This window comes from Segatella hominis, assembly GCF_004535825.1.
GTDB lineage: Bacteria > Bacteroidota > Bacteroidia > Bacteroidales > Bacteroidaceae > Prevotella > Prevotella hominis.
This window is the reverse complement of sequence record NZ_SGVY01000004.1, coordinates 135,300-151,276: the sequence shown is the minus strand read 5'-3', so window position 1 is coordinate 151,276 and position 15,977 is coordinate 135,300. Positions and strand designations below refer to the sequence as shown.

The window sequence follows — 15,977 nt, the reverse complement described above, 5'->3', positions numbered from 1 at the left end:
ATTCTCATACATGTCAGCCAAGACTTTTAGTTTAAAGTCTAAACTGTAATTTGCACGTTCATTCTTTTTGCTTTCCATTTTACTTTTTTTAAGTTAAAATGGTGTACACTTTTTCTGTAGTAAGACATCTTTTTGTTTCATTAGAAGAAGAGGTTACGAATTAGAAAAATACAAGATGTAGTATCCTGCTGTAATTTGCATAACCAATTAAAGACAGCTGACGAGAATTTGAAACACTTGATACAGAAGTAAAAACCGCATTTATACCGAAAAAATCTCGCTAATATATAAATTACTATAAATATTTGTAGTAAACTGCATATTTTTCGAGATTTTTTCGTTACTTTGCAATAGAATTAAAAACAGATTAGATTATGCTTATCAGATTCGACTTTAGTAACATCTTTTCTTTTTTAGAAGAAACGGAGTTCAATATGTTGCCTGCAAAATCTTTGAAGAGTCATACAGACCATCTTCATAAGATTAACACCAACGTGAATGTTCTGAAAGGTTCAGTCATTTACGGTGCAAATGGTGCTGGCAAATCAAATATGATTAAAGCAGCAAATTTGCTGCTTGACATTGTTTTAAAAGGTAGAGTTCCTTCTGACATCAGATATATCAGAAATAAATTTTCTGATGAGGTTACTCCTGTCTCACAATCAGTAGAGTTCAGCTATAAGAATAAAATATATAACTATGGAGTTACTTATGTGTCAAAGCTCTGCTTGGAGGAATGGCTTTACGAAACAGGTGTAGAAAAAGATGAAATGGTCTTTGAACGTACCTACTCTAAAGAGACAAACAAACCTGTTGTCAAAATGGGCAGGAAATATGTCGATGGTGATGAAAAAAAGGCTCTATTGGTTAGTTTGCTGGAAGATAACATTTTGAAAAATGATGAATTACTTATCAAACATGAGGATATTATCAAGGAGCCAAGAATCAACAGAGTCAGGGAATGGTTCAAAGACAATCTGAAAATCTTCTTCCCTGAGACCAAGTCTGCGTCAATTTTTGATACTCAATACGAAAATCTGAAATTCAAGCATTTTTCAGAAAAGCTCTTAAGAAGTTTTGATGTAGGTATTCAAGACATAGAGTTGCATGAAGATGATTTGGATAAATTTATCTCGCAGACTGGTATGCCTTTGGACAAAATTTTCGAGGACATCAAGACTAATCTCAAAAAAGAAGAGTCTAGTGTGATTGAAACGCAGTATTTTACTATTGGCGTTACAAAAGAAGATGATGATAAATATATGATCCGAAGAATAACAACCAGTCATGTTGTAAACAACAAGGCTGTGAGTTTCGAGTTAAAAGAGGAATCGGATGGTACACAACGATTGTTTGATTTTGCGCCAGTTCTTTATGACCTGATGCAGTCTGACAAGACTATCATTGTCGATGAGATTGACAGGAGTATCCATGCCAATCTATTGAAGATGTTTGTAGAAAAAGTGATGGGAATGCCTATCCTTGGACAAATTATCTTCTCATCCCACGAATCATGCCTTCTTGATTGCTCTATCTTCAGGAATGATGAGATTTGGTTTGTTGAGAAAGACAGAAAGAACCAAAGCTCTCGTTTCTATACGCTTAATGATTTCAAACCACGAAATGATTTGGACATTCAAAAAGGCTACTTGAAAGGACGCTTTGGAGCTATTCCTTTCTTAGCTCATTTAGAGGATTTAAAATGGGAGGACTGACGTATGCCATATAAAAAACGCAGCTACTATAAACATGAGGAAGCCAAGGCAAGAGACTATAGTCTTTTTGTTATCGCATGTGAGGGTACAAAGACAGAACCAAGTTATTTTGCACCGTTCGATAATTTCGAACGTATCAAGGTTAGAATCTTGGAGCATAAGCAAACTGAATCTGCCCCTTCACATGTATTGGCATCAGCGAAAAAGTATATGACAGAAGAGGGGCTGAATGCTGAAGATGGTGACTCTCTCTGGTGTGTTATCGACGTAGACAAATGGCCTATTGACATGATAAAAGAATTGGGTAGTTTCTGCATAAACACCCCAGGATGTCATATAGCCATCAGTAATCCATGTTTTGAGGTATGGCTTCTATACCACAAGCTTACTGATTTGAAAGATATAGATTGCTCTAAGTCTCACAACGTAAAGGTTGCTTTGTCAAAACTCACCCCAGGTGGATTTTCTGCAACTGAATATGTAAAACTGATGGCTCAAGCTATCATTAACGCAAAAGCCAAGGACTCTCAACCTGGGGAGCAACATTACTTCCCAGCACTTAAAGAAACCAAAGTGTATGAACTGGGTGAGGCTTTAATGGAAAGGATTGGCAAAAATAGTTGGCAGGATTTTATAAACAAGAATATTTAAAATTAGAATCAATGATGAAATTTAATATAAGTAACGGTGTTCATTATAGTAATTATTGCGGAGTCAGACATTCTGCTCCCCGCAATAAAGGTGTCTTTGATGGTACTATAGATAATGATTCTTTGCTGCATATAGATCCTATGCTGCTAAAGAATTCATCTATACCTGAATTTAACAATGCATATACTATATCAACTATTTCAAACGATTTGTAACGCTATCAAAATTTTTAAAATCACCATCAGAGCAAGATTGCCATTTTAGAAAAATGGTAGAATATTTTACATTCTCAGAGATTCCGAATACAGGACTTGGCTTTTCTGAAAAAGGAAAGTCCGGCTCTGGCATCAGCGGAAAATTGTCCAAACAACTTGCTTTGTCTGCCTATACTATAATAAGTGAAGGACATACTGATTTAGAAATATTTTCTTTATTACATTTATTTGAAGATAACATTGGTGCAGATAGAATCAGTGACATGATTATCAGTATATTACGTAAGAACTTTTTATCTTACACCCAAAGGGTTTGCTCTGAATTGAGTATAAATAGTTTTGCGTATGAATTTGACAACGAGACATATAAAGTCCCTTTTTACAATAACAAACCAATCTATTTTATTCCAGAAAGTTTTTTAACTGAATTAAAGGTCGCCAAAGACTGGAGTGAGATTGATGATGTCTGTGATTATTACAAAAAAATAAGGAGAAAAGTCTGTAAGGCAATTCAAGGCGTTTGGGAAGATATGTCAAAAATGAACAAAAAGCAATTTAAGGATCTTATCATAAGCAACAAGACTGCATATAATACGGTTCTTGATTATGCCAAAAGCATAGAACCAAAAGGATATGATTTTATTCAAGATAATTGCAATGAATACTTTGACCTCAAGATTGAGGAACTTGTTGCGAGCCATCCTTTAAATATACCTTGTGTCTTTCAAAACTGTTATACTCCAGAACAAGTGTATTCTATAACAAAGGAAATTTGTACACAGTTCAAGCATCTTGTAGAAGATAACAGAATGTACAAAATTTTATTGAAAGATAATGGCAAATCTAAAAGAGAGTCTGTTTGGCAACTCTATTTATATTCTATTGCACAGACATATTTGCGGGCTGGGCATATAAATATAAGTGTTGACCGTGAGAGTGACAGTGGAGCTGGCGAATTAGATTTTAAATTTTCACAAGGTCAACAATGCCAAACCATTGTGGAAGTCAAATTATCTGATAATCAAAATTTGCTTCATGGGTATAAAACACAATTACCTCAATATGTGAAGGCAGAAAATGCGGATCATGCTCTGTTTATTGTAATTATTGTTGAAAATATAAATAAGAAACAATTTTATGAATTGTTGAATATTCACAAGAAGAAAGAAAAAGGGCAAACAGAAATGTTGTTTATTGATGCACGCCCTCAAAAAAGTGCAAGTAATTTATAATTGTTTGCCTCTCATTTATTTGAGAGACAAACAATTACATTTTCATCGCTTCATCCTCTCCAATTCATCATCCCGTCGCATCTTATCGTTCAACTTCTCCTGCATTCTGTCAAGGAAGTAAGTACGACTGTAGTTCTTACGTCTCCGGATATCGGTATAAAAACGGTAGCAGTCCTTAGCCTTGACACCAAAGAATTGGTACATGGCTTGAGCCAGTTCCTTGAATTTCACTTCGCCGTCATTCACACTTCCCATCACGCAGATGCCATATACCATCTCTACGAGGTCTACTGCGTTCCCCGTCCAGCATATAGGCAAAGCCTTACCCGTCTTCTCATGGGCAACAGCTACAGAAGCCCCCTTACCCGCACTTGCCTTTACCTTCAGCATCATCTTACGGATGAACGACAGGGCTTTCTTGATATACAGTCCAAGAACACATCCCGTATCTGGATGTAACAGAGGATGATATTGCAACTCTGTCCAGGTGAACTAATACTAGAGTCCCGCAAACAAAAACAGGTAGAAGCAAATAATGATCATTCGCTTCTACCTGTGCTATATTCTGGACTTCAGTTGAAATCTTTGCTATTGTTCATCATAACAATCATAGGATGTTCTGTCTTTTGCCATTCACGCTCCACCTTTTCTTTGTTGACAACTCTTTCCACCATCCATTTTCTAAAGATTTGAGCCCAAGAAGTGTCCAGCTGAAAAGCAATAGCCATCACCATTTCCATGCTATATACATCAGCTTTGTTCCCATTATCCAGCGTGATATATTTTGCTGCCTCAAATTCTTTCAAGACTCCCTGTTTGAAAATACATTTAATCGTATTTCTCACTGTTACACCCGAAACATAGAATAGCTCAGCTATTTCCCACGCAGTCATCCACACCTCACCATGATGAGGTGCGTAGATGACCATGTCCTCCTGTATTGTTATCACCTGTCTTTTCATACTTCGTCTTGTTTAGAAATTTGATTACTCTTGTCATTTTCAACACTCTGTTCTACATGTCCCATATACTTCTCGATATGATTCAGTTGCAAAGATAACTTATCCATGTCCTTATTCAACTTTTCCTTAGTTGTTTTTGCGTAAATTTGTGTTGTTTTAATATCCTTATGCACCAATATCGAACTCACCGTTTCTATTGGCACACCATTGGTGAGACTAATCTCCGTAGCCATCGTTTGGCGACTCATGTGCCAGGTCAGGTGCTTCGTAATGCCACATCTTTTCGCAACGCGAAGCAGAATGCCACGACAATCAGAATAGCATGGCACTAGAAAGATTCGTCCATCCGCACATAGTCCTCTGTATTTCTCCATGATGGATTTTGGATAATCCAACAATTTGATGGACGATCTCACACCCGTCTTTTGTCTATCGATCATTATCCATTCACTGTCATCAAAGAATGTCTGTATATGTTCCTCTTTCAGATTTTTCAAATCTGAAAACGACAATCCCGTAAAGCAACAGAACAGATACAGGTCTCTTATCAATTGCATGGTCTTTCTTTTCAACTCTGCATTCATCAGCAGATGAATCTCCTCTTTCGTCAGAAATCCACGAGTTGTCTCTACTTTCGGCACCTTATAGTCATGGAAAGAATCTCTCATTAACCATCCATTATCTATCGCTCTGAACACCATTGTTCGCAATGGCAGCATATACACGGACAGTGAATTTTCGCACAAATGTTTATCTGTGCGCAGAAAAGCTTCAAAATCCGTAATAAAAGCAGGAGTCAGTTCTTTAAGAGATATGTCGTACATGATAACGACTCTGCAAGAACTCCTGTAGATGACGGTACACGCATCTTGTCCAGCTTGCGGTTCACCTCCAATGCCAGCATACTTTTTCCTGTCATGCGTCCGCCCTTGGTGTCCCACAATTTTGGATTTGCCGTCACCTTACAACTGAACTGTGCCTGTGTTCCGTCCACTGTGATACGTCCCATAACTGGGACAGTACAGTCTTTCTTAACTACCTGTCTTATGAGGTAGAAGATAATTGAAAATGTACTCTTCATAACTTCATTATTTTTTTTGCGTACAAAATTAATATCTGAAGAGTCTTTTCTTGCCACGCAATTCACCGCAGAACGCCACAATTTTCGTTTATCAACAAAAAACTTACGTTTCTCATTAGCAACTCACTATATATCAGTACATTCCCTTACTATATATAACCTACATCATTCTCCAAAACTCGAATCGTACCATTCAAAAGTATAGGTTACGAGTTGGTAACGTTCCTCTGTCTCATCTTGTCATATTTCCGTCTTCGTTTGTCGTCATCTCTTTTAATCAAAATGAGGAAAGCAACTGATAATCAGAAACTTTCCTCATTCTTCTTTCAATCACTTTTTATAACTCGTTTTCTGGCCCTAAATGACTTGATTCGCTGTCCTAAATAACTTGATTACAGATGGTAAATGACTTATTTGGGAAAACAAATACAAAAGAGAAAAGCATCAAAAGGGATAAGTAAGCGCCGGAGAAACTGTAACTTTGCAGCGTCCTTCAGAACTTAAAGTGGCAGAATTTGGTATAACAAACAAAAAATGGAAAAATGGAAAAGCAAATAACACTTTCAGAAAGCAACAAAAAAGCCGAACTGACATTGACGTCAATCCGACTTTTGAATATTTTCAAAACAAGAATCCGTTTAGAACTTCTTGAATTTCAATCGCAAGGTCTTCGAACGAAGAATCATCTTGCTACCGCTGAGTGCTTCCTTAGCGAAACCTTCCGGAAGATTGTTGATTCCGTATTTGCGCAAATCTTCCATGTCATCAGCCGAGATAGGAGCATCGTCGTCACCCTCATGATAATTCTGGTTCTTGCGATAAGCCTTAGGAATCAACAAACTATCGCCAGTCTGATCGAATCTCATATAAAAGCCATCAAAAGGACCAACATTCAAATCTCTAATGAGAATCAATTTATGCTCTATTCCCCAGAACACCTTGCGAGCAGAGAAATCACAGGTCCCGCCATTCTCCAACGTGTCGATGCTTTCCAAATGCCAGTACCCATCCAAATCACCATTTTTGCTGGTTTCCATTTCGCAAGAAGAGAAAACCATCACAAATGTACCGACGAGAGCCACAAAAGCAATATGAAGGACTCTATATCTTTTCATAAACATATTCATTTAATTCAATTAAAGTTTGAAAATACCAGATTTACTGACAGTGAGTTGGAAACCTGCATTATGACCCAACATCTGGTTGCTTCCAAAATCCATACCATAAGCACCTTTTACCTTCCAATCATGGTTAAAGCGATAAGCACCCTCAACCAAGAAACTCACATTATGATGCATCTTGTTGAACGGCATATTATACGTTCCCCACCCTTTTTGGTAAGTGGCAAGCACTCGATAACCCAAACGCTCAGATGGTTGACCATCAAAACCCAGGTGATAAGCCACAAAGCGATTATTTTCTATGTATAACTGTCCATCCTCATTATACAGAGGAGAACGGTAAAGCGGATTACCAATCACCTGTCCCCAATGTTGCCACCCCGGATAAGTACCATGGTTATAATAATCATCAATACCTCCTAAATGGTCAGAAATCTCTGTGGTATGGTCGTGATAAATCGGACCACTCTGATATTTGGTATAAATGTACTCGAAGACGATGTTGCGCAACCAAGTGCCATACTTCAGGTTTAACTCTGCACCAAGCATGAAATCCTTGAGTTTATAACGATAGTACTTGTGTTTCTTTTCCACAAGCCATTCGTCACCTTCACCATAACCATCATAGTCGAGAAAGAACATCTGGCTATCATCTTCAAAGAAATGATCACCATAAACTCCAAGTTTCCATGAATCTGCATCATAATTGATTCGGAAGGTCCAACTTCCCAGTACATTACCAGCTATATTACCATAAGCACCATCCGTAGAATCGGAGCCTCCTGGTATAAAAGCATGCCACATACCTTTCAGACCACCCTCTGCAGGAATAGCTTTCATCTCCCCATCTACATAATTATATGGTGTTCCTCCAAACTCAGCTGCCATTTCCAGTCCCAACTCCACGCTCAGCGGGAAGAAAGAACCCTCATTACCTATCCTCAAATATCCCGCCTTGCTATGATAGAGCATACCATCAGCATACTTGGACTGGCGCTGGGTAAAATCGTGCTGCCAGTTCTCATCGGTCATCTTACCATAGGCAATATGTCCCTTGATGGCTAACCAATGATGGGCAAAAGGAAGGGTCCAGTACTCCGGCAATGCCAGGCGAATCTGAGGAACAGGACGAGCATTGATACCTAAAGTCTGGCTACCACTGCTTAAAGTCTGATTCTTCAGTTCCATAGGATACTCCTTGGCACCGATACTCAGCACACCATGCAACCAGCGAGCTTCCACAAAAGCCTGCTGAACTACTACATTACTCGTATAATGAATCGGTGCTGCCACATCTAAGCCATAACCGATGCCCCAACGACGGGCAGAATCAGTACCCAACGGACGGATGACACTACCACGGAGATAACCGTTGTTCTTCTCCAGCGAACTGAGTCCATGCTTATTGGCATTGAGCCAAAGCGGAGTCTTACCCTTGGAGAAAGCCCCCTGCATCTCCACTTTGTAATGAATGTCCTTGCCCAAATCCAGCTCACCCGGATCTACATCCTCCTGCCAAAGATACTGGGCAGAAACAGAGAGAGGTAAAAGCAGGATTGCACTAAAGACAAACGCTTTTTTCTTATTAGTCTGATAAAATTTCATCTATAATTACTTTCGAGAGTTTTAATAAAAACGGAATTTTTCACCTTTTATTATATATAAGGGACAAATTATTGCATTAAGAAATAGCATGAACCAAAAACAAAAGACAGAATTGAGCGAAATATAAAACTATCATGCCAGCTAAAGCCCCTCAAAACCAATAATGATCTTTAGGGAATTTCCCCCACCTCTTTAGGGAAAAACCTTTCCTTTGCCAGATATTTCGCCGTATCTTTGCAGCAGAAATAAAACAAGAAGTCAAACTTTATAAAGAGATATGATTATGAAGAAGTTTATATTAGCCCTTGTAGCAATGGTCACAATGACCTTCACTACTGCATCTGCAATGAGTTACGAGCAGGCTCGCCAGCAAGCTCTCTTCTTGACAGATAAAATGGCATACGAGTTGAACCTCACAGACGATCAGTATGAGGCTGCTTACGAAACCAACCTCGATTATCTGATGAGTGTCAATACAGTGGATGACCTCTACGGAATCTACTGGAGACAGCGCAATATGGACTTGAGCTATATCCTCCTGGACTGGCAATATCGCACATTCATCAATGCTACATACTTCTATCGCCCTCTCTACTGGGACGCTGGTTACTGGCATTTCGGCATCTATGCCAGATATCCTCACCGCGACTACTTCTACTTCGGTCGCCCTCACTTCTACGTTTCCTATTGTGGAGGACACAGCTGGAGAATGAATGGTGGTAGAAGCTGGTATCATGGACGCAGCTTCGGTGGTCCACGTCCTGGCGGTCATCCAAGAGTGGGTATGCGTGACGGATTCAACAGAGGAGATTTCGGTCGTGGACAGAGTTTCGGAAATATGAACCGAAATAATGGAAACTCAAACCGCAACAACGGGCAGAGTTTCGGAAATATGAGCCGTGGCAATGGACAGAGCTTCGGAAATATGAACCGTGGCAATGATAATCGCCCTCAGAGCGTGAACAGGCCACAGAATAATGGTGGTTTCAGCAACCAGAGCAGCAGTTTCGGCAACCAGAATCGTCAGTTTGGTAATCGCCAGAGCAGTACTCGTACTACTGTTACCCGCGAGAATCCATCAAACAACAGCAGACCTGGCGGATTCTTTGGAGGCAACCGTGGAGGCTTCGGTAGTGGTTCTTCTATGATGCGCAGCTTTGGCAGTGGCAATACTACCAGCCCATCCAAGAGTTTCACTCCTCGCTCTAATCCAGGAAACGGTGGTGCTTCTTTCGGAAACAGTTCTCGCTCCTTCGGTGGTGGCAACCGTTCTATAGGTGGACCTACAAGAAGCAATGGTGGCGGTTCTCACGGCAGTTTCGGAGGACGCAGATAACTTTGAAGACAGAAATTCATAAGATATAAGAAAAAATAAAAGAGTTATAAAAATCAAGGATAACAAATAAGAAAGTTATAAAACTCAAGTAAAAACAAAAGAGAGTTATACAATACGCTGATAATAAGTTAAAGAACAGACCATTTATATGCATAACATTTACCATGCTGAATAATTAAGTATAGTAAAAGATGAAAGTTCAATAGGTTCAACATAGGTAAAAGGACCAATAGAGAGTTATTTACAGAGGCTTCCCCTTTCTCCTGCAACGGAGAATACGGGAAGCCTCATTTTTTATATTAATCAAACGTTTCTTTCAAGATAATAAAAACACGTATGATGATTCGTTCAAGAAACTGTTCTTATATCAGATACAGAACTGAATAGAACAACTGGGCGGCGAATACATAGAGCACGATGAGAGGAGAAACCTTAGAAATACCATACGACATACAGCGGAAAATATCCTCCACTCCCTTCAAGTTATCACTGATAACACCGAAACTGCAGCAGACTACGGTTACAGCAAAAGCTGTATAAGGTATGATGCTCTGCGTAAAACTGCTTGGAAAGAGGCCGCCCATCACATTCAGAAGGATGGCATGAGGCAGCAGGGTAAGTGACAGCATGATAATCACAAATACCCCCAACTCGAAACTTGCCACGCCCATTGCAAAGCGCTGACGATACTCGTCTGGCTTATAATGGACAATACCACTTCTATAGAAAGCTCCATAGGCGATACCACCCAACACCAGCCACACTAATACGGGCGAAGCTAAATGATCCTGGAACTGACCGAAGAACCAGCGGATGCCCTCAGAACTCAAGAGCGAACGGTTATAGTTCTCCGGCATCGCAGCCGTCAACAGCCACGAAGTCAGCATCAGCAGGATTTGAGCCACGCCCAAACCTAAAGCCAAATACGAAAACACCTTCATTTTCTTCATCGTTCTCTCTATTCTTTTCCTGATTAAATCCTATTCTATATCTTTCTTGATGCCGCAACTTATTCTGGATCAGCCTCGAGATTGTCGATATCTAAGATGCGAAGTTCGCAGGCTCTTACCACCAGACGGGTAGCATTGATTCCCATACCATTGTTGCCATCAGGGAAGAGTTTCTGTACCAGTTCGTTCTGTCGCTTTTCCAAACTCTTCACACCGAAAGGCATACCTCGCAAATTGGTAATCTGCTCCTTGGTATAACCGAGGGCGAGATGGCGAAGGAAGCGCTCGTCATATTCGTCAATCTCATAATTGACCAAAGCCTCCTGGCGCATCAACTGACTATTGACACTTTTCTTGAAACGTTCTACGATCTTCTGCAGAATCGGCTGATTGAAAACCATCTTCTTACCACTCATGCAGGAAGCCACATCGCCACGGGTCAGGAGTTCCCCACTCTTCAGGATAATACCATCGCAACCTGCATCAAGAACATCCACCCAGAGCTTCTCATTCAGGATTTCTCCCGTGAAAATCAATACCTTTACGTTAGGATACTGTTCCTTGGTATAGCGGCAGATTTCGACACCCACCGTAGTGGAACCGCCCAAACCAAGATCGAGAAGCACGAGGTCAGGCAACTGCTGTTTGATGAGTTTCCAATAGCTCACCTCACTGTCAGCTGTTCCAATAATCTCAGCTTCAGGTATATCGTTTTTGAAAATTCCTTCCGTACCTTTCAGTTCCAAAGGTACATCCTCTACTATGATTACTTTAAAATTGTCCATCATCGTTTATTTGAGTCTATGTTGAATTTATGTTTTAACTATCTTTGATTCTATACTAACATCCCCGGCAACACCACCTCAATGACCAGGAATCCATCATCAGAAGGCTTTGCCTGGATACCGCAGCCACGAAGATTGGTCGTTTCTCCCATCTCCCTCACTATCTGGCGGCAAACTAAGAATCTCATATCCACGGTCAGCGGAGTGAAAAGGCGATGATGCAAGGAATCGTCGTATCTCAATTCTGAGAAGACAAACTGGCAGGTGGCATAAGCCGTATGCACAGTTTTGATTTCCTGTTTCACTTGCGTGATGGCAATACCATGCGCCTTGGCAAGATCCTTCACGGTTTCCTGTATCAGTCGGAAGAGATAATCCTTCAGCGCAGCATCACACTTCAGATTGGTTTCCACCTGTTCCATCGCCTGCGCACTCAGCATCAGATAGATGGATTTATAGTAATCTACCAATTCTTTCAGAGAAGCTACATCATCGGGGGATGCCTCTATCAACTGTCGGATGCGTGACGGATAATACATCGTCTCATGCTTCAACGTAGAGAGGCAATTATCTAATACAGAATTAGATACGTGCAAACGATCATTCTCAAATCGCACCCGTCTCAACTCATCTTCCAGCAGTTGATTATCTGCCTCCTTGCCATTCGATAAATCCAGTCCACGTTTCAGTTCTTCCTCTATCTCATGCACCACCTCATCCAAACGGAAATTGGCACGGGTATGCCGGGACTTCTTACTCCATATTTCCCTGATGCGCTTCAACTTCTCCGGTATAGACTGGTCGCTGAGCAACAGAAGATTGATATCACGGATGCGATCCACCGCAAAGCGATAGGTCACTACATGGCGATAATAGAGCAGATAGTAGGCTATCGGCAACTGCAACAACAGGAGAAAGAGCAGGATGACAGCTACCGTCTTGGAGTTTTCCGAACTCTGCATCGTGCGGACATACTCAGGCAGTGTATTATCAGTACTCCGTTCCCGGAAGAGTTTGGTATAAACCTTATTGTTTCTATCATACAAAGTCCATTGATGCAAGGCAAGCGCAGCCACCGCACTCTCATTTCTGATGTCGAGAATAATGCTGTAGTCGGTCGTCACACTATCAGCAAACCATTTCAGTTCGGCAGCTTGAGAGAGTTTTGGACTGCTCACCATCAGATTTTTACCCTGAGGATACTGGCGCAGATAATGCTGATTGAGATAGTAGATGGCAGAATCTGCAAATGCCAAGGTACGCTGGTATGTACCATTGATATTGCTAAAATAAGCACTGTCGGCAAAGGCATCAGCCAAAGTGAGTTCTCGGGAAACCTTTCCGGTAGCCAGGGTATGATGATGTATCTGGGATGCAAAAGACGACACGGATGATGCCAACAAAAGAATGACACCAACGATCATCCGTCCGATTCCCTTAGGCAGTCGGAAACGGAACACACTACCCTTTCCCACTTCACTCTCTGCCTCAATATGACATATATTGAAGATACTGCTCACCTTCTTATATTTCTCGATGATACCCTTGCAGTTGAGGAGTCCGAATCCATGACCGCCCGTATAGGTACGGTCGAAGACATGAGCCAATTGTTCCTCATCCATTCCCTTACCGGTATCAGCGATGACGATTTCTACGTATTTATCATGTTCCTCTGCAGAAACAGTAACCTTACCTCCAGCAGGAGTAAACTTGCGTGCATTGTCGGCTATAGTATTGATCATAAAGAGCGTCAGGGTGCGGTCTGCCTTCACCTTAGCTGCAGTTGGCTGCACATCGAGTTTTATCTTCTTCATCTGGAAACTCATCTTGCCCTTTGCCACAATATCGAAAAGCGGTTGGAGAGGGAAAGAGACGATACGGAGATTCAAAGTTCCCTGTCGCATCTGAATCCAGTTGGTCAGGATGATGTTATACTGGTTGATCTTATCCGTCAGTTCTGAGATATACTCATACCGCTCCTGTTTTACCTCAACCGGGGTACTTTCATCATCCTCTGCCAACTTATCCACCTCATGAATCATGCGGTCGATGAAAGGCGTGATACTGTTTACTAAAGAGACCTTGGCACGCTGCTCCAGATTACGTTTTTTATTGTCATCAAGATGCAAACGGGCTATAGATATCTCTTCATCCAATTCTTCTTTTCTTTCATTTATATCATTGATATACTGTGTATTACGCTGCTTCCACTGCTCTAAAGGTTCAAGCAGGGAAGACAGCGGTTTAGACTGTATCTTTCTTCTTCGCATACGGTCGAAGAGATACAAGAGGATGACCACGAGCAATATCATGACGAGTACCGCTGCTATCATGAGATTGAGCTGCAGAGCATTATCATCAAGCAAGGTGGCGCGAGCTTCCAACTGCCTGTCCTGACGGGTTCGCTCCTGCAAGTCAAGATAGATATTGCGGTTGTAGTCACTCTGCTGTTTATTATCGAGCGCAGAATATACCAAACAAAGTCGTTCACGGATAGAAGCCACCAGATCGGGAGCTGACTTGATATTCTTGCTCACTTGTAAGGCACGAAGCAGACAGTCGCCAGCAGAATTATAATCCTCTATAGCGAAGTAACATTCAGCCAGCGTACGGTAACCACCCGCTATCTGGTAGGTATCACCATAAGAGATGAAAAGGTTCAGCGCACGCTGAGCTAAATTACCAGCCAAGAGCGTATCTGGCATCTGTTCAACATTCAGATACTGGATAGCCGGCAGGTTATTTCGGATGAGGAAATCTCGCATCCTTCCATTCTGCAGATGTTCACTGATAGCCTGAAGGGCATTAGCCTGCCAGTAAGGATAACCGCCAGCCATCGTACCATCAGACATGACGACTCGTCCGGCCGAAGCCAACATATAGCATTGTATCAGATAGTCAAATTCCGTCTGTGCTATCTGTTCAGACGATCCATTGGTGATCGCACCACCCGAACCGATATTATATAGATAGTTGAGATACTGGGCAGTATCTGCTTCAAGTGCATCCGCATCGATATCATTCAAAGCCTTCTGCATCGGTTCTTCCAGACCGACATAATAACAATAGGTGGCATCAACGATATCAAATTCGCTATGAGCATAGGTGGCACGTCGCCGTTCACGGGGTGGCAGATTGGAAGCCTCCTCGCCCAAGCGGCGCAAGCGCACCATCGCTTTCTCGCGATAGGAATAAAAATCTTTGTTGTGAGATTCCCGCTGACAGATGCGCATCATCTGCACATCAGCAATGAGAAGCTCCAGTTGATTGTTGCTCTTTTCTTCCACAAGACCGAGCCATCGGCGAGCCTCCTTGTAGTTCATCTTTGCCATCTCTACGAATGCTAAGTTATTACAAGCCTCAGCATATCCGGCGCTATAGTCATCAGAAAGAGCTAAAGCTCTCTGTGCCAACATCTTAGTAGAATCAAGGTCACGGTAGTGATAGGCGTATGAAAGTGTATTCAACCGATCCACCTCCTGCTTATGAGAAGGACCACAAGCTGAATAGAAAAACAGCGCCAACATCATCACAATGAAGGCGCTGATCTTTTGCGTGATATTAATTTTGGCCATTAAGCCATTAAATTCTCAATTAACCACGAGCCTTGGCAATATAGCCAAGAGCCTCTTTACACTTAGCTGTAACTGCAGCCCAATCGCCAGCAGCAACAGTCTCCTTAGGGAAGAGCTTAGAACCCATACCTACACAGAGAACACCTGCCTTGATCCAAGGAGTCAAGTTCTCTTCAGTTGGCTCTACAGCACCAGTAACCATGATATTGCTCCAGCGCAAAGGTGCCATTACATTCTTAACGAATGAAGGACCACCTACGTTACCTGCAGGGAATACCTTAGTTACATCGCAACCTGCAGCCTGAGCATTGTTGATCTCAGTTACAGAACCACAACCTGGAGAATAAGGAACCAGGCGACGGTTGCATACAGGAGCAATCTCTGGGTTGAAGTTAGGACCTACGATAAAGTTTGCACCCAACTGGAGATAGAGAGAAGCTGTACCAGCGTCAACGACTGTACCAGCACCAAGGATCATCTCTGGGCACTCCTTGTCAGCCCACTTTACCAACTCACCGAAGATTTCGTGAGCGAAATCACCACGGTTAGTAAACTCGAATACACGTACGCCACCCTCATAACAAGCCTTGATGACGTTCTTGCAAATTTCAATATCCTTATTGAAAAATACAGGAACCATACCAGTCTCTTTCATGGCTGCCATGACCTGCATTTTGCTAAACTTTGCCATTTTTTATTTAAATGTTAAGTGTTAAATGTTAAATAGGAAGAGCGCAAATGAATTCTAC

13 protein-coding genes and 1 pseudogene are annotated in these 15,977 nt (G+C 41.5%); 5 read left to right on the top strand and 9 right to left on the bottom strand.

All coding sequences use genetic code 11. The annotated features are described in order from the left end of the window. Nucleotides 1–374 precede the first annotated feature (374 nt). From EXN75_RS02645 to EXN75_RS02630, 4 genes are read left to right on the top strand one after another with little or no spacing between them, the layout of a single operon-like run. Nucleotides 375–1,715: an AAA family ATPase gene (locus EXN75_RS02645; RefSeq protein ID WP_134842681.1), complete on the top strand. Its 1,341-nt coding sequence runs from the start codon at nt 375–377 to the stop codon at nt 1,713–1,715. 3 nt (nt 1,716–1,718) lie between these two features. Beyond that, entirely contained in the window at nt 1,719–2,366 is a 648-nt protein-coding gene (locus EXN75_RS02640; protein WP_134842680.1) for an RloB family protein, read from the top strand. A gap of 11 nt (nt 2,367–2,377) precedes the next feature. After that, nucleotides 2,378–2,581 (top strand): hypothetical protein, encoded by a 204-nt coding sequence (locus tag EXN75_RS02635; protein ID WP_134842679.1) that lies wholly within the window; start codon nt 2,378–2,380, stop codon nt 2,579–2,581. A gap of 53 nt (nt 2,582–2,634) precedes the next feature. Then, nucleotides 2,635–3,813 carry a hypothetical protein gene (locus EXN75_RS02630; RefSeq protein WP_134842678.1) on the top strand — a complete coding sequence of 393 codons (1,179 nt, stop codon included), beginning with the start codon at nt 2,635–2,637 and terminating at the stop codon, nt 3,811–3,813. Nucleotides 3,814–3,855: 42 nt separating this feature from the next. Here the strand turns inward: EXN75_RS02630 and EXN75_RS02625 are convergent, their stop codons facing one another. The 5 genes and pseudogenes from EXN75_RS02625 to EXN75_RS02605 form a co-directional block, all read right to left on the bottom strand. Continuing rightward, a complete protein-coding gene (locus tag EXN75_RS02625; protein ID WP_134842677.1) occupies nt 3,856–4,290 on the bottom strand; it encodes an RteC domain-containing protein in 435 nt (144 codons plus the stop codon). 95 nt (nt 4,291–4,385) lie between these two features. Then, nucleotides 4,386–4,775 (bottom strand): hypothetical protein, encoded by a 390-nt coding sequence (locus EXN75_RS02620; protein WP_246031270.1) that lies wholly within the window; start codon nt 4,773–4,775, stop codon nt 4,386–4,388. Continuing rightward, nucleotides 4,772–5,856: pseudogene (locus EXN75_RS02615) on the bottom strand (site-specific integrase). Before EXN75_RS02615 ends, EXN75_RS02620 begins: the two are co-directional and overlap by 4 nt. Nucleotides 5,857–6,494: 638 nt before the next feature. After that, the gene (locus EXN75_RS02610; protein ID WP_134842676.1) at nt 6,495–6,971 is read right to left on the bottom strand and encodes a lipocalin-like domain-containing protein; all 477 of its coding nucleotides are present in this window, start codon (nt 6,969–6,971) and stop codon (nt 6,495–6,497) included. Nucleotides 6,972–6,992: 21 nt separating this feature from the next. Continuing rightward, nucleotides 6,993–8,582 carry a capsule assembly Wzi family protein gene (locus EXN75_RS02605; protein ID WP_134842675.1) on the bottom strand — a complete coding sequence of 530 codons (1,590 nt, stop codon included), beginning with the start codon at nt 8,580–8,582 and terminating at the stop codon, nt 6,993–6,995. A 283-nt stretch (nt 8,583–8,865) separates the two neighbouring features. Between EXN75_RS02605 and EXN75_RS02600 the strand changes: the two genes are divergently transcribed. Further along, nucleotides 8,866–9,918 (top strand): hypothetical protein, encoded by a 1,053-nt coding sequence (locus EXN75_RS02600; protein WP_134842674.1) that lies wholly within the window; start codon nt 8,866–8,868, stop codon nt 9,916–9,918. 362 nt (nt 9,919–10,280) lie between these two features. Here EXN75_RS02600 and EXN75_RS02595 read toward each other — a convergent pair whose 3' ends face one another. From EXN75_RS02595 to EXN75_RS02580, 4 genes are read right to left on the bottom strand one after another with little or no spacing between them, the layout of a single operon-like run. Continuing rightward, nucleotides 10,281–10,868: an AbgT family transporter gene (locus EXN75_RS02595; protein ID WP_246031269.1), complete on the bottom strand. Its 588-nt coding sequence runs from the start codon at nt 10,866–10,868 to the stop codon at nt 10,281–10,283. Between the two features lie 59 nt (nt 10,869–10,927). Continuing rightward, a complete protein-coding gene (locus EXN75_RS02590) occupies nt 10,928–11,653 on the bottom strand; it encodes a DUF5932 domain-containing protein (protein WP_022111179.1) in 726 nt (241 codons plus the stop codon). A gap of 50 nt (nt 11,654–11,703) precedes the next feature. Further along, nucleotides 11,704–15,228, bottom strand: coding sequence for a sensor histidine kinase (locus tag EXN75_RS02585; protein ID WP_246031268.1), 3,525 nt, complete (start codon nt 15,226–15,228; stop codon nt 11,704–11,706). A 19-nt stretch (nt 15,229–15,247) separates the two neighbouring features. After that, a complete protein-coding gene (locus EXN75_RS02580; RefSeq protein ID WP_022111177.1) occupies nt 15,248–15,919 on the bottom strand; it encodes a bifunctional 4-hydroxy-2-oxoglutarate aldolase/2-dehydro-3-deoxy-phosphogluconate aldolase in 672 nt (223 codons plus the stop codon). Between the last annotated feature and the right edge of the window lie 58 nt (nt 15,920–15,977).